Consider the following 19,329-nt stretch of genomic DNA (forward strand, 5'->3'; position numbering starts at 1 on the left):
CGAGCGATGTAAAGAGAGCTGTCGATCACGCTTCAAGTACCACGAAACTGGAGCGGGAAAGGAGATTCGAACTCCCGACCCTCGCCTTGGCAAGGCGATGCTCTACCACTGAGCTATTCCCGCTTGTCGGGTCGAAGCCAGGCTTCGACAAGATGATCGAGCGATCATCGAAGTGGCGTCCCATAGGGGGTTCGAACCCCTGTTACCGCCGTGAAAGGGCGGTGTCCTGGACCACTAGACGAATGGGACGCAAAACCGGCGCGTGATAGCCAGACTGAGCCTTCGATCACCTACCGGGTACCACGAAACTGGAGCGGGAAAGGAGATCGACCGGGCTGGCGTTCCAGCTCACGACCCTCGACCACGCTTCAGGTACTACGAAACTGGAGCGGGAAAGGAGATTCGAACTCCCGACCCTCGCCTTGGCAAGGCGATGCTCTACCACTGAGCTATTCCCGCTTGTCGTGTCGAAGTCTGGCTTCGACGGGATGATCGAGCGATCATCGAAGTGGCGTCCCATAGGGGGTTCGAACCCCTGTTACCGCCGTGAAAGGGCGGTGTCCTAGACCACTAGACGAATGGGACGCATTGTTGGAGCGGGAAAGGAGGTCGACCGGGCTGGCGTTCCAGCGGACCGGCGTTCCGGCTCACGACCCTTTACCACACTACCGATACCACAAGTTTGGAGCGGGAAAGGAGATTCGAACTCCCGACCCTCGCCTTGGCAAGGCGATGCTCTACCACTGAGCTATTCCCGCATCCTGGCTGACGAACCAAGCCGGCTTCGACAGTATCTTCGAAAGAGTCGAGTGGCGTCCCATAGGGGGTTCGAACCCCTGTTACCGCCGTGAAAGGGCGGTGTCCTAGACCACTAGACGAATGGGACGCAATGTCTCGTCTCCGTCGAGATGGCGCGCATATTACTGAGGCCGCCCGAAGCTGTCAAGCAATTGATTTCACCGACGTTCATCGCCACCTAAAACGCGCTGGCCAGACCGCCGCAAATGGCCTGTAATGCAGACAGGTGACGAGGCACGAGGAGACCCGCCATGAGTAGAATCAAGAAGAGCGACGCCGAGTGGCGCGAACAGCTGACCCCGGAGCAGTACCACGTCACCCGGGAAAAAGGTACCGAGCCGCCGTTCAGCGGCGACTATCAGGTCGAGCCGGTCCAGGGCATCTATCACTGTGTCTGCTGCGGCGCCCCGCTGTTCGAGAACGAGCACAAGTTCGAAGCACACTGTGGCTGGCCCAGCTTCGACCGCCCGCTGGCCGCCGCCTCGGTGGAGGAGCATACGGACACCAGCCACGGCATGCGCCGCATCGAAGTGACCTGCCGCCGCTGCGATGCCCACCTGGGCCATGTCTTCCCCGACGGCCCGACGGAGACCACCGGCCAGCGCTACTGCATCAACTCGGTGGCCATCACCTTCCATGCCGGCGAATGATCGCGCCCGTGTCCGGCCACCTGGCCCACGGCCACGATAGGCCGCGTCATGGCCACGGCGAGCGGCTTCAGGGTGGTGCCAAAGCGCTAGCCCCAAGACGCTAGCGCCAACACAGCAGTGCCAGCAAGACAGCCCCCATACGACAGCGCCCCGACCGAGGTCGGTGCGCTGTCGTCGCGACTGTCGCCGCTTATCCGGCCAGACTCAGCTGCCGCGGTAGGTAGAGTAAGCGTAGGGGCTCAGCAGCAGCGGGATATGGTAGTGCTGCTGCGTGTCGACGACCTCGAAAGGCACGGTGATTTCGGGAAAGAAGGTCTCGGTGCCGCGGGCACGATACCAGTCTCCGGTCGCGAAGACGGCGCGGTAGACACCGGCCTCGAACGTTTCGTCCTGGGGATAGAGCGCCGAGATCCGACCATCCTCGGAAGTAGTCCCAGTGGCGATGGTCTCCCACTGGCCGTCGGCCCGATGCTCGAGCGTGACCGCGACGCCTGCCGAGGGTTTGCCGCTCTGAGTATTCAGGACATGCACGCTGATCGGATTGCCGACGGCCAGCGAGACGCTGGCAACGCTGGCGAGCAGCAGGCCGGCGGCGATGGATACGCGAGGTTTCATGCGGGGCTCCTTTCCCTGCTATCGATGACCCATGCCTCTACGCCGCCCGCCGGCGACTGGATGCACGAGATTACCATCACCCGTTGACTGCTCTCCCCCGCCGCATACGCCTGCGCTGCAGCCGCCGGGTGTCGCATCCTGCTAGACTATCCGCCCGCTTGGCGTCGGGCATCCCCCCGACAGGCATGACATTGGCAGGAGAGACGTATGCTCGGCTGGTATCCCGGTCACATGAACAAGGCGCGCCGCCAGATCACCGAGGCGCTGCCGGAGATCGACGTGGTCATCGAGGTGCTCGATGCACGTCTACCCTACTCCAGCGGCAACCCGATGCTGGCCGATCTGACCGAGCACAAGCCGGTGCTCAAGATCCTTTCGCGCGCCGACCTCGCCGACCCCGAGGCGACCCAGGCATGGATCGCGCACTTCGACGCCCAGCCCGACAGCCGCGCCATCGCGGTAACCACCACCCAGGCCCGCGAGCTGAAGCAGATTCCAGCGCTGTGCCACGAGCTGGCCGGTCAGGTACGTGCCGACCGCGATGTACGCGTCATGGTGATGGGTATCCCCAACGTGGGGAAATCGACCCTGATCAACGGCCTCGCCGGGCGCAAGATCGCCAAGACCGGTAACGAGCCGGCGGTGACCAAGCGCCAGCAGAAGATTCGGATCGACGGCCGCGTGGCACTGATCGACACCCCTGGCGTGCTGTGGCCCAAGATCGAGGATCAGGCCAGCGCCTATCGGCTCGCCGCCAGCGGCGCCATTCGTGACACCGCGATAGAGTATGTGGATGTGGCCATCGTCTGCGCCGCCGAACTGGCCAAGCGCTACCCCGCGGCCCTGCGCGAGCGCTACAAGCTCGACGACCTGCCGGCTTACGTCGCTCCCGTGGCGGCGGAGAGCGTCGATGCCGACGGCCCCAAGCTGGTCGACCTGCAGGCGCATGCCGGTTTCGACGGCCATGCGATCATGAACGAGATCGCGCGCAAGCGCGGCGGGTTGAAGGCCGGCGGCGTGATCAACCTGCACCGCGGTGCCGAGGTGCTGCTGCACGAGCTGCGCGACGGCAAGCTCGGGCGGGTCACTCTGGAGCTGCCGGCGGACATCCCTGCCCCGGAACCGGACGTCGTAGACGACGCCACGCCAACGACCTGACGCGCCGAACGACCCGACGCCGGCGAGCATGACAGATCGCCCCGACAACCTCGTGCTTCTGCCCCTTGCGCCGCGTCCGCGCGGCGTTATGCTGGGCGTCGGCGATGCAGCCCGCCACCCGCTTGCGGCGCCCCAGACGCCGCCTGATCTCTTCGGTTGTGCAGCATACGGAAACCCCATGACCAGCCCCATTCGGAAATCGCACAAGCTCGACAACGTCTGTTACGACATCCGCGGGCCGGTCCTCGAACACGCCAAGCGCCTCGAGGACGAAGGCCATCGCATTCTCAAGCTGAACATCGGCAACCCTGCACCCTTCGGCTTCGAAGCGCCCGAGGAGATCCTGCAGGACGTTATGCGCAACCTGCCGACGGCTCAGGGCTACTGCGACTCCAAGGGGCTCTACTCGGCGCGCAAGGCGATCATGCAGGAGTGCCAGCGCAAGGGCATTCCGCAGGTCGGCATCGAGGACATCTTCATCGGCAACGGCGTCTCCGAGCTGATCGTGATGGCGATGCAGGCGCTGCTCAACGACGGCGACGAAGTGCTGATCCCAGCACCGGACTATCCACTGTGGACCGCCGCTGCCAATCTCTCCGGCGGCCATCCGGTGCACTATCTGTGCGACGAGGCCAACGACTGGGCGCCGGATATCGCCGATATCCGCGACAAGATCACCGCCCGCACCCGCGCGATCGTACTGATCAACCCCAACAATCCCACCGGCGCGGTCTATCCGCCGGCGGTGGTCAAGGAGATCCTCAGCGTGGCCCGCCAGCACGGGCTGGTGGTGTTCTCCGACGAGATCTACGACAAGATTCTGTATGACGGCGTCGAGCACGTCTCCACCGGGGCCCTGGCCGAAGACGACCAGCTGGTGGTGACCATGAACGGGCTCTCCAAGAGCTACCGCTGCGCCGGTTTCCGCTCCGGCTGGATGATTCTCTCCGGGGGGTTGGGCAAGCAGAACGCCGAGGATTTCATCCAGGGGCTCAACATGCTGGCGTCGATGCGGCTGTGCGCCAACGTGCCGGCCCAGCATGCGATTCAGACCGGCCTCGGCGGCTATCAATCGATCAACGACCTGATTCTGCCCGGCGGGCGCCTGCTGGCTCAGCGCGACGTGGTGTTCGACAAGCTCAACGCCATTCCCGGCGTCTCCTGCGTCAAGCCCAAGGGGGCGCTCTACGCCTTCCCCCGGCTCGACCCGGAGATCTACCCGATCCACGACGATGCCCAGATGGTGCTCGATCTGCTGCTGCAGGAGCGCATCCTGCTGGTGCAGGGCACGGCCTTCAACTGGCACCAACCCGACCACGTGCGCATCGTCACCCTGCCCTGGGCGGACCAGCTGAGTGACGCGATCGACCGCTTCGGCCGCTTCCTCTCACGCTACCGCCAGTGACCTGTGGCGGTGGCCTCGGGCCACCGCCGCGCACGCGACGCGCGCCCTTCCCCTCTTGAAACCTATCGCCTAACGTCGTATCTAACAGGCCATAACCATCTGATTAGCCGGTGATAACGCATAACAGGCTAAACAATCGCCGAGGGCCATCCGGCCATCGACAACGCAGGTTTTCCACGACTGAGGGTAGAAACCGATGATGCGAATCATCCTGTTCCTGGCAACCAACCTGGCGGTGGTTCTCGTCGCCAGCATCACGCTGCGCGTGCTGGGCGTCGAGCCCTATCTGAATGCCAACGGGCTGAACATGAACAGCCTGCTGATCTTCTGCTTCGTCTTCGGCATGGCCGGCTCGCTGGTGTCGCTGTTCATCTCCAAATGGATGGCGAAGATGAGCACCAAGGCCAAGGTGATCGACCAGCCGCGCAACTCGACCGAGCAGTGGCTACTCGACACCGTGCGCGAGCTCTCCCAGCAGGCCAACATCCAGATGCCGGAAGTGGCGATCTTCCCGGCCCAGCAATCCAACGCCTTCGCCACCGGCTGGAACAAGAACGACGCCCTGGTAGCGGTCTCCCAGGGGCTGCTCGAACGCATGCGCCCGGAAGAGGTGCGCGCGGTCCTGGCCCATGAGATCGGCCACGTGGCCAATGGTGACATGGTCACCCTGGCGCTGATCCAGGGGGTGCTCAATACCTTCGTGATGTTCTTCGCCCGCGTGGTGGCCCAGGTGGTCGACAGCTTCCTGCGCGGCCGTGACAACGGCGGCGGCCTCGGCTTCATGGGTTATTTTGTCGTCGTCATCGTCGCCGAGATCGTGTTCGGCCTGGTAGCGTCGGTCATCGTCGCCTGGTTCTCGCGCTTCCGCGAGTATCGGGCCGATGCCGCCGGGGCCAAGTACGCCGGCGCCGGGGCCATGATCAATGCGCTCTCCCGGCTCAAGGCGGAGACCCAGCAACCGGATCAGATGCCGGATTCGTTGACCGCCTTCGCCATCACCACCGGCCAGACGCGCAAGCTGATGGAGAAGCTGTTCGCCAGCCACCCGCCGCTGGACGACCGTATCCGCGCGCTGAAAGAGTCCGCCTATCGCGATTGAGCGCCGTCTCGTCTCTTCGCGTTCGAGCACATGACGCCCCGCCCCTCGGCGGGGCGTTTTTTTTGACTCCCCACCAAGATGATAACGATTGACATTTCTATCAGACAGGCGCTCAATTGGTTGACTTTATCAACCAACTGGCCGAAGTCTCGATGCCTCAAGCACTCGCCGGAGACACCCTCCACCGCCTGCTGCACGCCTACAAGCGCGCGCTGCGCCGCGCCTACGACGACGAGCGGCTCGGGCTCGGCGTCGCGCAGATCCGCACGCTCAAGGCGATCCGCAACCTGTCGCCTTGCAGCGCCAGCGCGATCGCTCCGAGGCTGCGGTGGGACAAGGCCCAGCTCGCGCGCCTGCTGAGCGATCTCGACAGACGCGAGCTGGTGTGCCGACGCCCGGCGCCGGATGACGGCCGGCGCCAGCAACTGACGCTCAGCGACGCCGGTCGGGCCATGCTGGCGCGGGTCGATGCCTGTGAACAGCGCGCCCATACGCGCCTCGCCAAGGGCTTGAGCGAGGCCGAGCTCACCGCCTTCGAGACGCTGGCGCAGCGCCTGATCGACAACCTCGAGCGCCCCATTCCCCCCTCTGACTGACAGGAGCCCCGCATGCCCAAGACTCCACCGCGCGCCTTCACCGTGCTCGCCCGGCAGCCACTGACACCCCATATGCTGCGCCTCACCCTCGGCGGCGAGGCGATGCGCACCTTCCCCGCCGACCAGGCCAGCGCCTATATCAAGCTGGTGCTGCCCGGGGAGAACGACACGCCTCCCCGGATGCGCACCTACAGCGTGCGCCGACAGCGTGAGGACGCCATCGACGTCGACTTCGTGCTCCACGCCGACGGCGGGCCAGCTGCCAGCTGGGCGCGCAACGCCCGCCCGGGGGATGTCATCGAGGTCGCCGGCCCCGGACCGGTCAAGCGGGTGGCAGAGGACGCCGACTGGTATCTACTGGTGGGCGACATGACCGCTCTGCCGGCGATCGCAGCCAATCTCGAACGGCTGCCGCCGCAGGCGGTGGGAGAGGTGATTCTCGAGGTGATCAGCGAAGCCGATATCCAGCCGCTGGCGGCACCGCCCGGCATGCGCCTCAGCTGGCACATTCAGGCGCATCCGGGCAGCGATAGCGAAGGGCTGCTCGAGGCGGTGCGCGAGCTGCCCTGGCGGCCGGGCAAGGCGGGCATCTGGATCGCCTGCGAGTTCTCGGCGATGCGCCGCCTACGCCGCCACCTGATCGACGAGCGCGGCGTCGACAAGCGCGAGATGTATCTCTCGAGCTACTGGAAGTATGGCGCCAGCGAAGACGGGCATCGCCTCAGCAAGCGCGAGGATGCCGAGCGCGAAGGCGCCTGACCCCGCCGCCGGATAAGCCCACGTCGCCTTGCGGTTGTGAAAGGCGCTCTCAATCAGAAGTGGCTCTTGATCAGGCGTGGCTCTTGATCAGACATGGCACAGGGCCACGAGTCGCTTTCACTCCGGCGTGGCGACACCGAAGCCGAAACCGCGCAGGACCGCTTCGAGCTCGGGGGCCGCCGCGGTGAGCGCCACCTCGAGGGTCTGGAACTCGCGGCGTACCGGATAGTCGCGACGGTAGGCATCGAAGCCCTGGGCCATACCCAGGCGTCGGCGATAACGCTCCAGCCCCATGGCGTCGCGGCGCGGGTCGTAGCAGGCCCGGGCGCACAGCCGCAGCGCATCGTCACGTGGGGTGCCGGCGTCTAGCACCAGCCGTGGCAGCCACGGCGCCGGGGTCAGCCGAGCCAGGCTCTGCCGCGCGGGCAGCCCGAGCTGGCGCGACAGCGCCTGATAGATCATCTCGGTACCGCGCAACTTGCCGTCGACGCTATGGCCAGCGATATGCGGGGTGGCGAGATCGACCCGGGCGTAGAGCGTCTCGTCGATACCCGGCTCGTGCTCCCACACGTCGAGCACGCAGCGCAGGTCGGCATCGCGGGCCAGACGTTCGTTCAAGGCGCCGCCGTCGAGGCAGTCGCCACGCCCGGCGTTGAGCAGCATGGTCCCCGGCGCCAGCGCCTCGATTCGCTGCCGGTCGAGCAGATGCCGGGTGGCATGCGCTCCGGCTGCCACCAGCGGCGTGTGCAGACAGATGACATCGGCGCGTGCGATCAGCGCGTCGAGAGCCACGAAACCCGCGTCGCCCTCGGCTTCGGCGCGCGGCGGATCGCAGACCAGATAGGCGATGCCCAGCGCCGCCAGGCGCGCGGCGAGGCGCCCGCCAACGTTGCCGGCGCCGACGATACCCACGGTCTTGGTGAACAGGTCTTCGCCGTCGCGCTCGCACAGCAGCAACAGGCTGGAGAGCACGTAGTCGACCACCGCCTCGGCGTTGCAGCCGGGTGCGTTGGCAAAGCCGATCCCGTGCTCGCGCAGCGCCGCCAGCTCGACATGGTCGGTACCGATGGTGCAGGTACCCACGAACTTGAGGCGCGACCCCGCCACCAGCGCCGCATTGACCGGCGTGATCGAGCGCACCACCAGGGCGTCGTGATCGCGCACGCTGGCCGCGGTCATCTCACGCCCTGGCTGGCGCGTCACCTCACCCAGCTCACCGAAGAAGGCCTCGGCCAGAGGTACGTTCTCGTCCACCAGAATTCGCATGTCTACCGCTTCTCCCTGTCGGCCTGGCGGGCTTACGCCGTACGCGTCGATTTCTGCCGCGCTTGCTTTACAATGAGCCCGATACGAGCCGGGCGACACGGCCGCGCCGCCCGGCGCAGCCATCTTAGGCGGGCCACCCGGCGGGGACAAGCCGGGGCGCACAACCACGAAAGGAGTTCGCGTGATCGTTCGTTGGGAGAGTGAACACGACTATGTCCTGGTGCACCTGCATCAGGACATGTTCGGTGACTGGATCTTCAGCCGCGCCTGGGGCCAGATCGGCACCCAGTATGGCGGCCTCAAGCATGCCGTGGCCGAGAGCCGCGAGCAGGCCATGCTGTGGCTCGACGATCTCGCGCACATCCAGCTGGCGCGTGGCCTGCGCAAGGTGCTGGAAGCCGACGACGACAGCCCCGAGGGGCGCCGCGCCATGGCTCAGCTGTCTTTGCTCGACTGAATGACAGATTCGACTGAATGACAGGCTCGGCTGAGCTCCAGACTCGGCCGACTCCCCGAGGCGCCCGAACCGCCGACGCCACCGATACCCTGCCCCGCCCTCGTGCAAAGCCCATCCGCACCATTTGCCCCTGGCGCCCGGCAGTGGCGCCAGGGGCTGCGTCATCGTCACTGGCGATGACGGATGCTGAAGCAGTGGTGCAGATTGGCACGCCGACTGAAGTCCGGATCGAAGGTCTGCGCGGTGATCTCGGTCACCGCAAAGCGCGTCGACAGCGCCGGATCGAGCTTGAAGCGCTGCTGGTTGTTGGAGAAGACCAACTCACCGCCAGGCGCCAGCCGCGCCATGGCCAGCTCGACCAGACGCACGTGATCGCGCTGGATATCCAGCGTGCCGGCCATCTTCTTCGAATTGGAGAAGGTGGGTGGATCGAGGAAGATCAGATCGAAGCTGCCCCCGGCGGTCTCGAGCCAGCGTAGACAGTCGTCGCGCACCACCCGGTGGCGGCCGGGATCGAGCTGGTTGAGGGCCAGGTTGTCCCGCGCCCAGTCGAGATAGGTATTCGAGAGATCCACGCTCAGGCTATCGGTGGCCCCGCCCAGGGCGGCGTGTACCGTCGCCGTGCCGGTATAACAGAACAGATTGAGAAAGCGTTTGCCCGCGGCTCGCTCACGCAGCAGCCGACGCACCGGGCGATGGTCGAGGAACAGACCGGTATCGAGATAGTCGGTGAGATTGACCCATAGCTTGGCCGGCCCCTCCTCGACCACGAAGCGCTCGCCGCTGTCACCCTGCTTGCGGTACTGCGCCTTGCCGCTCTGCCGCTCGCGCTGCTTGTAGTGGATCTGCTCGGGGCGCACGTCGAGCGCCACCGGGATCGCGCTCAGCGCATCGAGCAGCCGCCGCTTGGCCTTGTCGGCATCGACCGAACGCGGGGCGGCATACTCCTGCACGTGCACGCGGTGACCATAGACGTCGATCGCCAGCGCATACTCCGGCATGTCGGCGTCGTAGAGCCGGTAGCAGCGCTCCCCCGACTGCTTGAGCCACTTGGACAGACGCTTGCGGTTCTTCTGCAGGCGGTTGGCGAACATCCGCGCGCCCTCGCTCAGCGGCGCCGCGTCGCTGAGCGAGGGCGTCTGCGCGGTCGACACGGCGCCGGGCTTATCGCTATCGCCGGCATCGCCATCGCCGGTATCGGCCGCGCGGAGCGCGACATCGGCCAGCAGCAGCTTGCAGTCGAGCGGCCCGTTCTTGAACGCGTACTGCTTGTGCGCGCGCAGGCCCAGACGATGGCCGAGATCCGGATTGCCGGTGAACAGCGCCAGCTGCCAGCCGCCGAAGTGCTGCTTCAGTCGCTGTCCCAGATCGCCGTAGAGCGCCACCAGCTCCGGCAGCTCGCCGAGACGCTCGCCGTAGGGCGGGTTGGTGATCACCAGCCCCGGCGTGGTGGCCTCGGCGGGCGGTGTCAGCCCCTTCACCGCAGCGCCGGCCAGCTCGATCAGCGCCGGAATCCCCGCGCGCATGGCATTGCTGCGCGCCGCGGCGATCGCCTGCGGGCTCTGGTCGAAGCCCCACAGCCTTGAACGCGCACGCCGGCGGCCAAGATCGGCACGCACCTTGGCCTCGCGCGCCAGGGTCTGCCACTGGGCTGGATCGAAGTCGGCCAGACGCTGGAAGCCGAAGCGCTCGCGGGTGAGCTGGGGGGCGATATCCGCGGCCATCATCGCCGCCTCGATCAGCAGCGTGCCGGCACCGCACATCGGGTCCACCAGCGGCTCACCGCGCTTGGCCCGGGCCGGCCAGCCAGCGCGCACCAGCAGTGCCGCGGCCAGGTTCTCCTTGAGCGGGGCATGGCCGACATCACGCCGGTAGCCGCGCTGGTGCAGACTGGCGCCGACCAGATCGATACCCACCAGCAGCTGCCCCTTGTGCAGATTGGCGTAGATACGTACGTCGGGCTGGCCGAGATCGACCTGCGGGCGTGCCCGCCCGGCCGCCGCCAGTGCCTCGACGACCCCATCCTTGATCACCTGGGCGCCGAAGCGGGTGTGGCGGATCGCCGCCGACTGACCGTGGAAATCCACCGCCAGGGTATGGCCGTCGCGCAGCTTCTCGGCCCAGGGCAGTTGGCTCACCGCGGCGACGATCGCCTCCGGCGTCTCGCAGTCGCTCTCGCGCCCCAGGGTCAGGATCACCCGGTTGGCCAGGCGCGACCACAGGCACAGGCGGTAGGCGGTGGCGAGATCGGCACGCGCATGCAGCCCGGCGACGGTAGTTTTTTGTATCTCCGCCCCCAGCTCGGCGACCTCTTCCGCGAGTAGCGGCTCGACGCCCCAAGGGCAGGTGATATAAAGGTTCAACAGCGATTTATCGTCTTTCATGGTGGCGTCACCGAACCGTCTTGGCCCGGTCATATTCCCGTGAGTGCATTTTCAATCTGGCCTTATGACAAAACGCTCATCGACATCGTTTCTCATTTCCGCTAAAGCTAGAGGTGTAGCTACGAAACAACGCATGCGTATGCCTGTCCGGACGTTTTCGCGGGCGGAGTCTTCTTTCGGCGAACCTTACGCCATGGAGTCTCTGTGTTTTCCCAAAGGTGATGCACTTGTTCCGACAAGAGGCCATACGATGAAACGACAGAAACGTGATCGCAACCAGCGGGCATATCTGCACGGCTACAAGGCGGGGGTTGCCGGTCGCTCACGCGACGAATGCCCGAGCCAGGATATCAACCTGCGCGAAAACTGGATGAGCGGTTGGCGTGAAGGTCGCGGGGACCAGTGGGATGGCATGACCGGCGTGTCCGGCATCCACAAAAACCCCATGGTGATGACTTGAATCGCGGCACATGCCGCTGACGAGCATCGCCTCATCACACTCAAGGCCCGCACCGCGCGGGCCTTTTTATTGTCACTGCCAGATGGGTGGCGACCAGCGAATGTATGCCCTACGCCGGGGCAGCATCCCTCTGCCTCCCAGGGCAAGGCCTCCTTCCACATTCAGGCAGAGGCCGCGCCACTGCTCCCGGTTGCACGGATACACTCGCCGATCAACTCCGGTCCGCGATAGATGAAGCCGGTATAGAGCTGCACCAGATCCGCTCCTGCCTGACACTTCTCGCTCGCCCGAACCCCGCTGTCGATGCCACCGGCACCGATGATCGGCAGGTTCGGCAGCAGCCGGCGCAGTTCGCGTACGACAGCGGTCGAGGTGGCGAACAGCGGCGCCCCGGAGAGCCCGCCCGCTTCGTGGGCATGGGGCGTGCCGGCCACGTTCTCGCGCGACACCGTGGTATTGGTGGCGATCACCGCATCGATCTCGTTGTCGGCGAGCGTGCGCGCAACCAGCGCGATCTCCTCGTGGGTCATGTCCGGGGCGATCTTCACCGCCAACGGCACGTGGCGCCCCTGCTCCGCATCCAGCCGCACCGCCTCCTCCTTGAGCGCCCCGAGCAGGCCGTCGAGATGCTCGCCGAACTGCAGATTGCGCAGCCCCGGCGTGTTGGGTGAGGAGATATTGACGGTGACGTAGTGCGCCGCGGCGTGGACCTTGCGCAGGCAGGTCAGGTAGTCATCGACCGCGCGCTCCACCGGCGTCGTCAGGTTCTTGCCGATATTGATGCCGATGATGCCGCGGTAGCGGCTCTTGCGCACGTTGGCGACCAGCTGGTCGACCCCGGTGTTGTTGAAGCCCATGCGATTGATGATCGCCTGGGTCCCGGTCAGCCGGAACAGCCGCGGGCGCGGGTTGCCCGACTGCGGCTTGGGCGTGGTGGTGCCCACCTCGACGAAGCCGAATCCCAGCGCTCCCAGGGCATCCAGGTGCTCGGCGTTCTTGTCCAGCCCTGCCGCCAACCCGATGCGGTTGGCGAAGGAAAGCCCCATCACCTCCACCGGTTCACCCGAGCTCTCGGCATCGCCGAGCAGTCCCGACAGGCGCAGCCGGTGCGCCGCATCCAGAGCGGTCAGCGTGACACGATGTGCGGTCTCCGGCTCGAGCCGGAACAGCAGAGAACGAACGACGGGGTACATGGAGAGGTCTCGTCGGTGGCAAAAAGGATCGACAGCGGCGAGCGAGTATATCCCAACTGGGGGTAGCGAGACGAACCGCGCACGCTCGGCGCTCGGGAGACGTGGCCCGTCCCGCCCCATCACGCCGAAACCCGGCACGGAGCCGGGTTTTGAGGCCTGGGGCGAGCGAGAGGCCCGCCCCCGACTGCCGGTCAGCGCGCGTCGAGCTGCTGTACGCGCAGGGTGTAGTTGTTGACCGAGTTCATCGCCGAGCCGAACCGCTGGCCCTTGACCCAGACCCGATAGCGGCCGGGCTGGAGCACGGTCTCGATATCGAAGTTGCCATCGGCCAGAGAGCCCTCGTCGCTGGCCACCGTGCGCCCATTGGCGTCGAGCACCTTGGCCTGAAGGCGGAAGCTGCCTTCATGGCCCGGGAAAGTCGAGCTGGTGACGGAAACCGTGCCGGCCTGGGCGACATCGAAGGTGAGCACCTCGCCCTCCTGCAGCACCTTGATGTCGGCGACGATCTCGTCGAAGCTGCTCGGCAGCGGTGCCTGCTGGCGCTCGCGGGCGGAGGCGCCGGTCGGTGCGCTGGCTGGTTGCGCGGCAGTCGCCGGCTTGGCCGCCGAGCCGGTATTGGCAGTGCCGAAGTCGGGGCCCTTGGGCGCGGCCTCGCTGGTGCCCGCGGCCGCGCCACCGGCAACCGCAGTGGCCGCTTCACGCCCCGGCGCGCTGAGCGTCGCCACATCGTCCTTGTCGTCGACGAAGGCGGTGGTACGGCCGCTGCTTCCGGGGCCACCGAACATGATGCCACCGCCGTTATCGACGCCGCCCTGGTCGGCGGTGATCACCTTGCCGCTGGCGTCCAGCGCGTCGACCTGGATGTTGAAGCTGTTACCGCCGGTCTTGGTACTGCCGAACTTCTGTCCCGAGACCTGCAGCGTGTAGTTGCCCGGTTCGAGGCGCTGCTCCATCTCCAGGCCGCCGGTGTTGCCGAGCCCGCTGCTCTTGGCCAGAACATTGCCGTTGGCGTCGATCAGCGTGGCCTTGATGCGGTAGTCCTGGGATTCGCCCGGCAGGGTCGAACTGGTGAAGCGGTAGCGTCCGGCCTCGTCGACGGTGAACGGATGCTGCTGCACACCGCCGAAGAAGAAGCTCTGGCTGCGGGCATCGGAGCTGGACTTGAAGAAGCTGGTCAGATCGACCTTGGCGGCCGCGGCCTGCGCTTGCTTGAGCGCCTCGCTCTGCGCCATGGCGGGCATGGCGGTGGCGACACCGACGGCCACGATAAGGGTGGAAAACGCGCGATACTTCATGGGGCCTCTCTGCGTTGACTGCCTGCGGATGGCTGCAGCATAACAGAGGCGCTTGCCAGAACACCTTAGGCAGGTCTGAAAAGTACTGCGCTCGTCGACTTTTCAAACCATACCTAAAAAGGCTCTCCGGCAAGCGCCCGTGGCGATGCGTGATGGCTGGCGGGGAGATCAACCAGCGCACCGTTCAGCTCACTTTTTCAAACCGCTTTTTCAAACCTTTTTTCAAGCCGGGGCCGACGCGCACTGGCGCGCGCCGGCCCGCAGCCACCTTAGCCGTCGCTCTCGCTCTCGGCAAGGTCGACCAGCTCGCGGATCGCCACGGCAATCAGTGCAAAGCTCACCTGGGTGCCGGCATTGATCTCGCCCAGCAGCGCATTCCAGCGCTCGAACAGAGCCGCGTGCTGGTCCTGCCAGCGGGTCACCCGCGCCTCCACCTCGCGCGGCGCATCGCTCATGCCCAGCACCTTCACCGTCAGCGCCAGCTGCTGGCGGTCGAGATCGTCGCGGAACGTTTCCCGCGCCTGCATCTGCCAGCTGTCACGCACCTCGAGGGCATTGATCTGGCGCGTCATCCACGGCAGTTCCAGCTGGTGGCCGATGGCGTAGTAGACCTCGGCCACGCGCTTGAGCTTCTCGCCACTGACGCGCGCCGCCTGAATGATGCCGAGCCCGGCATACAGACTCGATGCCGCGGCCACCACCGCCGCCTGGGCCTTGGGTACACCGGCCTCGACCAGCTCGTCGCGGCGCCCCTCCCAAGCCTCGCGCTCGTCGCCCTTGAGCCGGTTGCCGATATCCTCCTGCAGCTGGGCCAGCTGGGGCGCGAACTGCTCTACGCACTCCTTGACACTCAGCGTGCCGCGGTGGCGCAGGAACCAGCGCGTGGCACGTCGCATCAAGCGCATCAGATCGAGCATCATGCGGTACTGCACCTGGCTCTCAACCCGGTAGTCGAGCGCCTCGATCTGCTCCCACAGGCGGTTGAAGCCGAAGCTGTCGCGGGCGATCACATAGGCCTGGGCAATCTCGACCCTGGACGCGCCGGTGGAGTCGCGCAGCTGACGCACGAAGGTGATGCCCATGTGGTCGACCAGATCGTTGGCGATCTGGGTGGCGACGATCTCGCGCTTCAGGCGATGCTGCGCGAGATCGTCGGCGAAGCGCTCGGTCAATGTCGTCGGGAACGCCTTGGCCACGTGCTGCTGCAGCTGCGGGTCGTTGGGCAGCTCGGCGGCGATCAGGTCGCTCTTCAGCGTGCTCTTGGCGTAGGAGATCAGCACGCTCAGTTCGGGCAGGGTGAGTCCGCCGTCGGCGTTGCTGCGCTCGCCGAGCTGTTCGTCACTGGGCAGGAACTCGAGCTCGCGGTCGAGGCTGCCGGCCGCTTCGAGTTCGTTGATGAAGCGCCGATACGGCCCCATCCCCTCCAGCGACTGCAGCTCGGCGAGCGACAGCGCCTGGGTCTGGCGGTAGTTGTCGCGCACCACCAGCTCACCGACCTCGTCGGTCATCTCCACCAGCAGCTGGTTGCGCTGCTTCTCGGTCATGTCACCGCGCTGGACGATCCCGTCGAGCAGGATCTTGATGTTGACCTCATGGTCGGAGCAGTTGACGCCGCCGGCGTTGTCGATGAAGTCGGTGTTGACCCGAATCCCCTTGGCCGCGGCTTCCATGCGCCCACGCTGGGTCAGGCCCAGGTTGCCGCCCTCGCCGACCACGCGACAGTTGAGCTCACGGCCATCGATGCGCAGGCCATCGTTGGCCTTGTCACCGACGTCGGCATGGCTCTCGTCATGCGCCTTGACATAGGTGCCGATGCCGCCGTTCCAGATCAGATCCACCGACGACTTGAGCATGGCGTTGATCAGGTCGTTGGGTGACAGCTTGTCGGCCTCAATGCCGAAGGTCTTTTTCATCGGCGCCGAGATGGCAATCGACTTGGCATCGCGCGAGAAGACCCCGCCGCCTTCCGAGATCCGCCCCTCGTCGTAGTCCGACCAGCTCGACCGCGGCGTCTCGAACAGACGCTTGCGTTCGGCGAACGACTTGGCCGCATCCGGCGTCGGGTCGACGAAGATATGGCGGTGGTTGAAGGCAGCGACCAGACGAATCTTGTCGGAGAGCAGCATGCCGTTGCCGAACACGTCACCGGCCATGTCGCCAATACCGAGCACGCTGAACTCGTCCTTCTGGGTGTTGAGGCCCATCTCGCGGAAGTGGCGCTTGACCGACTCCCAGGCGCCGCGGGCGGTGATCGCCATGCCCTTGTGGTCATAGCCCTGGGCGCCCCCGGAGGCGAAGGCGTCGCGCAGCCAGAAGTCATACTCCAGCGAAATCGCGTTGGCGTAGTCGGAGAAGGTCGCGGTGCCCTTGTCGGCGGCGACCACCAGGTAGGGGTCGTCGGGATCGTGGCGCACCACCGCCTGCGGCGGCACCACCTCGGTGCCATCGAGGTTGTCGGTGATGTCGAGCAGGCCGCGGATCAGCAGACGGTAGCACTCGATGCCTTCGGCCTGGATGGCGTCGCGGTCACCATTCTCGGGCATGCGCTTGCAGATGAAGCCACCCTTGGCGCCGACCGGCACGATCACCGAGTTCTTGACCTGCTGCGCCTTCATCAGGCCCAGGATCTCGGTGCGGAAATCCTCGTTGCGGTCGGACCAGCGCAGGCCACCGCGGGCGACCTTGCCACCGCGCAGGTGTACCCCTTCCATGCGCGGCGAGTAGACGAACACCTCGAACATCGGCCGCGGCTTGGGCATGCCCGGCACCTTGCTCGGCTCGAGCTTGAACGAGATGTACGCCTTGGCGCTGCCGTCTTCACGCGGCTGGAAGTAGTTGGTGCGCACGGTGGCCTGGATCAGATCGACATAGCGTCGCAGCAACAGGTCGTCGTTGAGGCTGGCGACCTGGTCGAGCAGCGCATTGAGCTCGTCGACCGCTCCCTGGCAGCGGGTGTCGCGGTCGCCATCCAGGTTCGGGGCGAAGCGCTGCTCGAACAGCCGCGACAGGCCGCGGGTGATGTCGGCATGCGCCGCCAGGGTGTTGGCGATGTAATCCTGCGACAGCCCGATACGCAGCTGCTTGAGATAGCGTGCGTAGGCGCGCAGCACAGCGACCTGGCGCCAATCGAGGCCGGCGCCGATGATCAGCCGGTTATAGGCATCATTCTCGGCATCCCCCACCCAGATCCGCGAGAAGGCGTCGATGAAGTTGTCGCGCATCGCGCGCAGATCGACCTCGTCGACCCCGCGATACTCGAAGGTGAAGTCATGAATCCAGTAGGTCTGGTGCTCGGTATCGATATGATAAGGGCGCTCGCTGATCACTCGCAGGCCCAGATTCTCGAGCACCGGCAACATGTCGGAGAGCGGAATCGGCGAGTCGGCGTGATAGAGCTTGAGATTGACGCTATCGGCGCTGTTCTCGGCCAGATGATAGAGGCTGACACCGATCGGCGCGCCGTCGTCGAGCGCGCTCAGGTGGCGGATGTCATTGGCCGCGGTGCGCGCCGAGAAGTCGTCGCGGTAGCTGCCGGGGAAGGCGTCGCGGAACACCTGGGCCTGGCGGTTGCCCTCCTCCTCCCCGAGGCTTTCGATCAGCGCGCCGTGCAGATCCTCGCGCCAGTTGCGCGCCAGGAAGATGACCTTCTTCTCCAGCGCGCGGCGATCGAACTCCACCGGCTCGTCGCCGTTGAAGCGCAGGGTGAACTGGATACGCGCCAGCACCGACTCCGAGAGATAGGGGTTGAAGTCGGCGAAGGTGGCGTCGAGCTCCTCGCACAGCAGGTTCTGGATGCGCAGACGCAGATCGGTGGAGAAGATATCGCGCGGGACGAACACCAGGCAGGAGTAGAACTGGCCGCAGCGGTCCTCACGGATGAACAGCCGCACGCGGCGGCGTTCGCGGATATTGAGAATGCCGAAAGCGGTCTGGCTCAGCTCTTCGATGGTGCTCTGGAACAGATCGTCGCGCGGGTGCACCTCGAGAATCTGCAGCAGCAGCTTGCCGTTGTGCCCCTTGGGATTGACCCCGGCAGCGTCGATCACCGCCTGCACCTTGCGCCGCAGTACCGGCACCGAGCGCGGTGATTCGTTGTAGACCAGCGAGGTGAACAGTCCGAAGAAGCGCCACTCGCCGATCACCTTGCCCTGCTTGTCATGACGGGTGATGGCGATGTGGTCGGGGTAGGTCGGCCGGTGCACGCGCGCGTGATGTGAACTCTTGGCGAAACGCAGCAGCGCCGGCATGGGGCCCGGCTCCTCGTCGAGCTCGAAGCGTACCGACTCCTGGTAGCGCGGCTGGTCGAGCTTGAGCACCCCCAGCTCGCTGCCTTCGACCCGCGTCTCGCGCGCCTTGGCGCCGCTGCCGGAGAGCCGGCTCTCGGCGAAGCCGAGAAAGGTGAAGTGCTCGTCGAGCAGCCACTTGAGGAAGGCGACCGTCTCCTTCTGGTCCGCCGCGCTCACCGCCGCCGGGCGCTGGGCCTCGAGTTCGGTGATCACCTCGCGCAGCTTGTCGCACATCGGCTCGAAGTCGGTGACCGCGGTGCGCACGTCGCGCAGCACCTCGTGCAGGCTCTGCTCCAGGTCATCCAGCGTCGCCGTATCGGTATGGCGATCGATCTCGATCAGAATCAGCGACTCGCGCGATTCCGGCGCCTCCTTGGCGCGCGGCCCAGTGATCTTCAGCGCATGGTGACGAGCGTCGCGCTCGACCGCCAGCACCGCGTTGTGGATCGCATGCAGGGTCAGGCCGCGACGATTGAGCTCCATGCGCACCGAATCGACCAGAAACGGCATGTCCGGGTGCAGCACCGCAACCACGGTGTGGGGCGACTGCCAGCCGTGCTCTTCGAAGTTGGGGTTGAAGATGCGGACCTTGGCATCGCTGGGATCAAAGGTGCGCATGAAGTGCCACGCCGCCAGCGTGGCACCGTAGACATCGTCCAGCTGGCGGTCGGCCGCCTCCTCGAAGGGCGCCGTGGCGTAGAGATCCTCGGCGAAGGCGGTGATCCGCTTCACCTTCTCCTCGGGAAGTCGCTTCGCCAGCTTCTCCCGCAGCTGCTCCAGAAACTCCGTCTTTCCTTCGATCGCGACGTGTTGCATCTATCACCTCGGCTGGCACCGGCCGTCGATATGGCGGCCGCATTCACGTGGGGCGAAGCTTACGCCAGCGCCCGAGGGCGCCCTATCCACTT

At 65.8% G+C, this 19,329-nt stretch carries 14 protein-coding genes and 6 tRNA genes; 8 read left to right on the forward strand and 12 right to left on the reverse strand.

The genetic code is table 11. The features are described from left to right. Positions 1–48 precede the first annotated feature (48 nt). The 6 genes from ABV408_RS12270 to ABV408_RS12295 all read right to left on the reverse strand — a co-directional run bounded on the left by ABV408_RS12270 (position 49) and on the right by ABV408_RS12295 (position 886). Positions 49–123 (reverse strand) — tRNA-Gly (locus tag ABV408_RS12270). 50 nt (positions 124–173) lie between these two features. Then, a tRNA-Glu gene (locus ABV408_RS12275) sits at positions 174–249 on the reverse strand. 135 nt (positions 250–384) lie between these two features. Then, positions 385–459, reverse strand: a tRNA-Gly gene (locus tag ABV408_RS12280). 50 nt (positions 460–509) lie between these two features. After that, a tRNA-Glu gene (locus tag ABV408_RS12285) sits at positions 510–585 on the reverse strand. A 98-nt stretch (positions 586–683) separates the two neighbouring features. Then, positions 684–758 (reverse strand) — tRNA-Gly (locus tag ABV408_RS12290). Positions 759–810: 52 nt separating this feature from the next. Continuing rightward, a tRNA-Glu gene (locus tag ABV408_RS12295) sits at positions 811–886 on the reverse strand. 163 nt (positions 887–1,049) lie between these two features. Here ABV408_RS12295 and msrB point away from each other — a divergent pair. Then, positions 1,050–1,448 carry a peptide-methionine (R)-S-oxide reductase MsrB gene (msrB, locus tag ABV408_RS12300; protein WP_106419889.1) on the forward strand — a complete coding sequence of 133 codons (399 nt, stop codon included), beginning with the start codon at positions 1,050–1,052 and terminating at the stop codon, positions 1,446–1,448. Positions 1,449–1,652: 204 nt separating this feature from the next. Here msrB and uraH read toward each other — a convergent pair whose 3' ends face one another. Next, a complete protein-coding gene (gene uraH, locus ABV408_RS12305) occupies positions 1,653–2,063 on the reverse strand; it encodes a hydroxyisourate hydrolase (RefSeq protein WP_353979235.1) in 411 nt (136 codons plus the stop codon). Positions 2,064–2,270: 207 nt separating this feature from the next. On the opposite strand from uraH, the gene ylqF reads away from it, so the two are divergent. The 5 genes from ylqF to ABV408_RS12330 all read left to right on the forward strand — a co-directional run bounded on the left by ylqF (position 2,271) and on the right by ABV408_RS12330 (position 7,080). Next, on the forward strand, positions 2,271–3,221 hold the full coding sequence (gene ylqF / locus ABV408_RS12310; RefSeq protein WP_353979236.1) for a ribosome biogenesis GTPase YlqF: 951 nt from the start codon (positions 2,271–2,273) through the stop codon (positions 3,219–3,221). A gap of 178 nt (positions 3,222–3,399) precedes the next feature. Next, positions 3,400–4,626 carry a pyridoxal phosphate-dependent aminotransferase gene (locus tag ABV408_RS12315; protein ID WP_353979237.1) on the forward strand — a complete coding sequence of 409 codons (1,227 nt, stop codon included), beginning with the start codon at positions 3,400–3,402 and terminating at the stop codon, positions 4,624–4,626. A 196-nt stretch (positions 4,627–4,822) separates the two neighbouring features. Further along, positions 4,823–5,725 (forward strand): protease HtpX, encoded by a 903-nt coding sequence (gene htpX / locus ABV408_RS12320; protein ID WP_353979238.1) that lies wholly within the window; start codon positions 4,823–4,825, stop codon positions 5,723–5,725. A gap of 152 nt (positions 5,726–5,877) precedes the next feature. After that, positions 5,878–6,321 carry a MarR family winged helix-turn-helix transcriptional regulator gene (locus tag ABV408_RS12325; RefSeq protein ID WP_353979239.1) on the forward strand — a complete coding sequence of 148 codons (444 nt, stop codon included), beginning with the start codon at positions 5,878–5,880 and terminating at the stop codon, positions 6,319–6,321. 12 nt (positions 6,322–6,333) lie between these two features. Next, on the forward strand, positions 6,334–7,080 hold the full coding sequence (locus tag ABV408_RS12330) for a siderophore-interacting protein (protein WP_353979240.1): 747 nt from the start codon (positions 6,334–6,336) through the stop codon (positions 7,078–7,080). A 117-nt stretch (positions 7,081–7,197) separates the two neighbouring features. Here the strand turns inward: ABV408_RS12330 and pdxB are convergent, their stop codons facing one another. Next, positions 7,198–8,346, reverse strand: coding sequence for a 4-phosphoerythronate dehydrogenase PdxB (pdxB, locus tag ABV408_RS12335; protein WP_353979241.1), 1,149 nt, complete (start codon positions 8,344–8,346; stop codon positions 7,198–7,200). A gap of 181 nt (positions 8,347–8,527) precedes the next feature. Here pdxB and ABV408_RS12340 point away from each other — a divergent pair, with 181 nt between their 5' ends. Beyond that, the gene (locus ABV408_RS12340) at positions 8,528–8,803 is read left to right on the forward strand and encodes a hypothetical protein (protein ID WP_035471375.1); all 276 of its coding nucleotides are present in this window, start codon (positions 8,528–8,530) and stop codon (positions 8,801–8,803) included. Between the two features lie 167 nt (positions 8,804–8,970). Here ABV408_RS12340 and rlmKL read toward each other — a convergent pair whose 3' ends face one another. Next, entirely contained in the window at positions 8,971–11,187 is a 2,217-nt protein-coding gene (gene rlmKL / locus ABV408_RS12345; RefSeq protein ID WP_353979242.1) for a bifunctional 23S rRNA (guanine(2069)-N(7))-methyltransferase RlmK/23S rRNA (guanine(2445)-N(2))-methyltransferase RlmL, read from the reverse strand. Between the two features lie 250 nt (positions 11,188–11,437). Between rlmKL and rmf the strand changes: the two genes are divergently transcribed. Next, positions 11,438–11,647, forward strand: a complete 210-nt coding sequence (gene rmf / locus ABV408_RS12350; RefSeq protein ID WP_035471369.1) for a ribosome modulation factor — start codon at positions 11,438–11,440, stop codon at positions 11,645–11,647. A gap of 161 nt (positions 11,648–11,808) precedes the next feature. Here the strand turns inward: rmf and ABV408_RS12355 are convergent, their stop codons facing one another. The 3 genes from ABV408_RS12355 to ABV408_RS12365 form a co-directional block, all read right to left on the reverse strand. Then, on the reverse strand, positions 11,809–12,840 hold the full coding sequence (locus tag ABV408_RS12355) for a quinone-dependent dihydroorotate dehydrogenase (protein WP_353979243.1): 1,032 nt from the start codon (positions 12,838–12,840) through the stop codon (positions 11,809–11,811). Between the two features lie 191 nt (positions 12,841–13,031). Continuing rightward, entirely contained in the window at positions 13,032–14,135 is a 1,104-nt protein-coding gene (locus ABV408_RS12360) for a hypothetical protein (RefSeq protein ID WP_353979244.1), read from the reverse strand. 269 nt (positions 14,136–14,404) lie between these two features. After that, the gene (locus ABV408_RS12365; RefSeq protein ID WP_353979245.1) at positions 14,405–19,237 is read right to left on the reverse strand and encodes an NAD-glutamate dehydrogenase; all 4,833 of its coding nucleotides are present in this window, start codon (positions 19,235–19,237) and stop codon (positions 14,405–14,407) included. Between the last annotated feature and the right edge of the window lie 92 nt (positions 19,238–19,329).

Origin of the sequence: Salinicola endophyticus (assembly GCF_040536835.1) — a bacterium.
GTDB classification, from domain to species: Bacteria; Pseudomonadota; Gammaproteobacteria; order Pseudomonadales; family Halomonadaceae; genus Salinicola; species Salinicola endophyticus_A.

Bases quoted from the DNA above. Each gene is read 5' to 3' on its own strand.
- ABV408_RS12360 (WP_353979244.1), bottom strand. From the start codon at position 14,135: ATGAAGTATCGCGCGTTTTCCACCCTTATCGTGGCCGTCGGTGTCGCC.
- rmf (WP_035471369.1), top strand. From the start codon at position 11,438: ATGAAACGACAGAAACGTGATCGCAACCAGCGGGCATATCTGCACGGC.
- pdxB (WP_353979241.1), bottom strand. From the start codon at position 8,346: ATGCGAATTCTGGTGGACGAGAACGTACCTCTGGCCGAGGCCTTCTTC.
- uraH (WP_353979235.1), bottom strand. From the start codon at position 2,063: ATGAAACCTCGCGTATCCATCGCCGCCGGCCTGCTGCTCGCCAGCGTT.
- ABV408_RS12355 (WP_353979243.1), bottom strand. From the start codon at position 12,840: ATGTACCCCGTCGTTCGTTCTCTGCTGTTCCGGCTCGAGCCGGAGACC.
- ylqF (WP_353979236.1), top strand. From the start codon at position 2,271: ATGCTCGGCTGGTATCCCGGTCACATGAACAAGGCGCGCCGCCAGATC.
- ABV408_RS12330 (WP_353979240.1), top strand. From the start codon at position 6,334: ATGCCCAAGACTCCACCGCGCGCCTTCACCGTGCTCGCCCGGCAGCCA.
- ABV408_RS12315 (WP_353979237.1), top strand. From the start codon at position 3,400: ATGACCAGCCCCATTCGGAAATCGCACAAGCTCGACAACGTCTGTTAC.
- ABV408_RS12325 (WP_353979239.1), top strand. From the start codon at position 5,878: ATGCCTCAAGCACTCGCCGGAGACACCCTCCACCGCCTGCTGCACGCC.
- ABV408_RS12365 (WP_353979245.1), bottom strand. From the start codon at position 19,237: ATGCAACACGTCGCGATCGAAGGAAAGACGGAGTTTCTGGAGCAGCTG.
- msrB (WP_106419889.1), top strand. From the start codon at position 1,050: ATGAGTAGAATCAAGAAGAGCGACGCCGAGTGGCGCGAACAGCTGACC.
- htpX (WP_353979238.1), top strand. From the start codon at position 4,823: ATGATGCGAATCATCCTGTTCCTGGCAACCAACCTGGCGGTGGTTCTC.
- rlmKL (WP_353979242.1), bottom strand. From the start codon at position 11,187: ATGAAAGACGATAAATCGCTGTTGAACCTTTATATCACCTGCCCTTGG.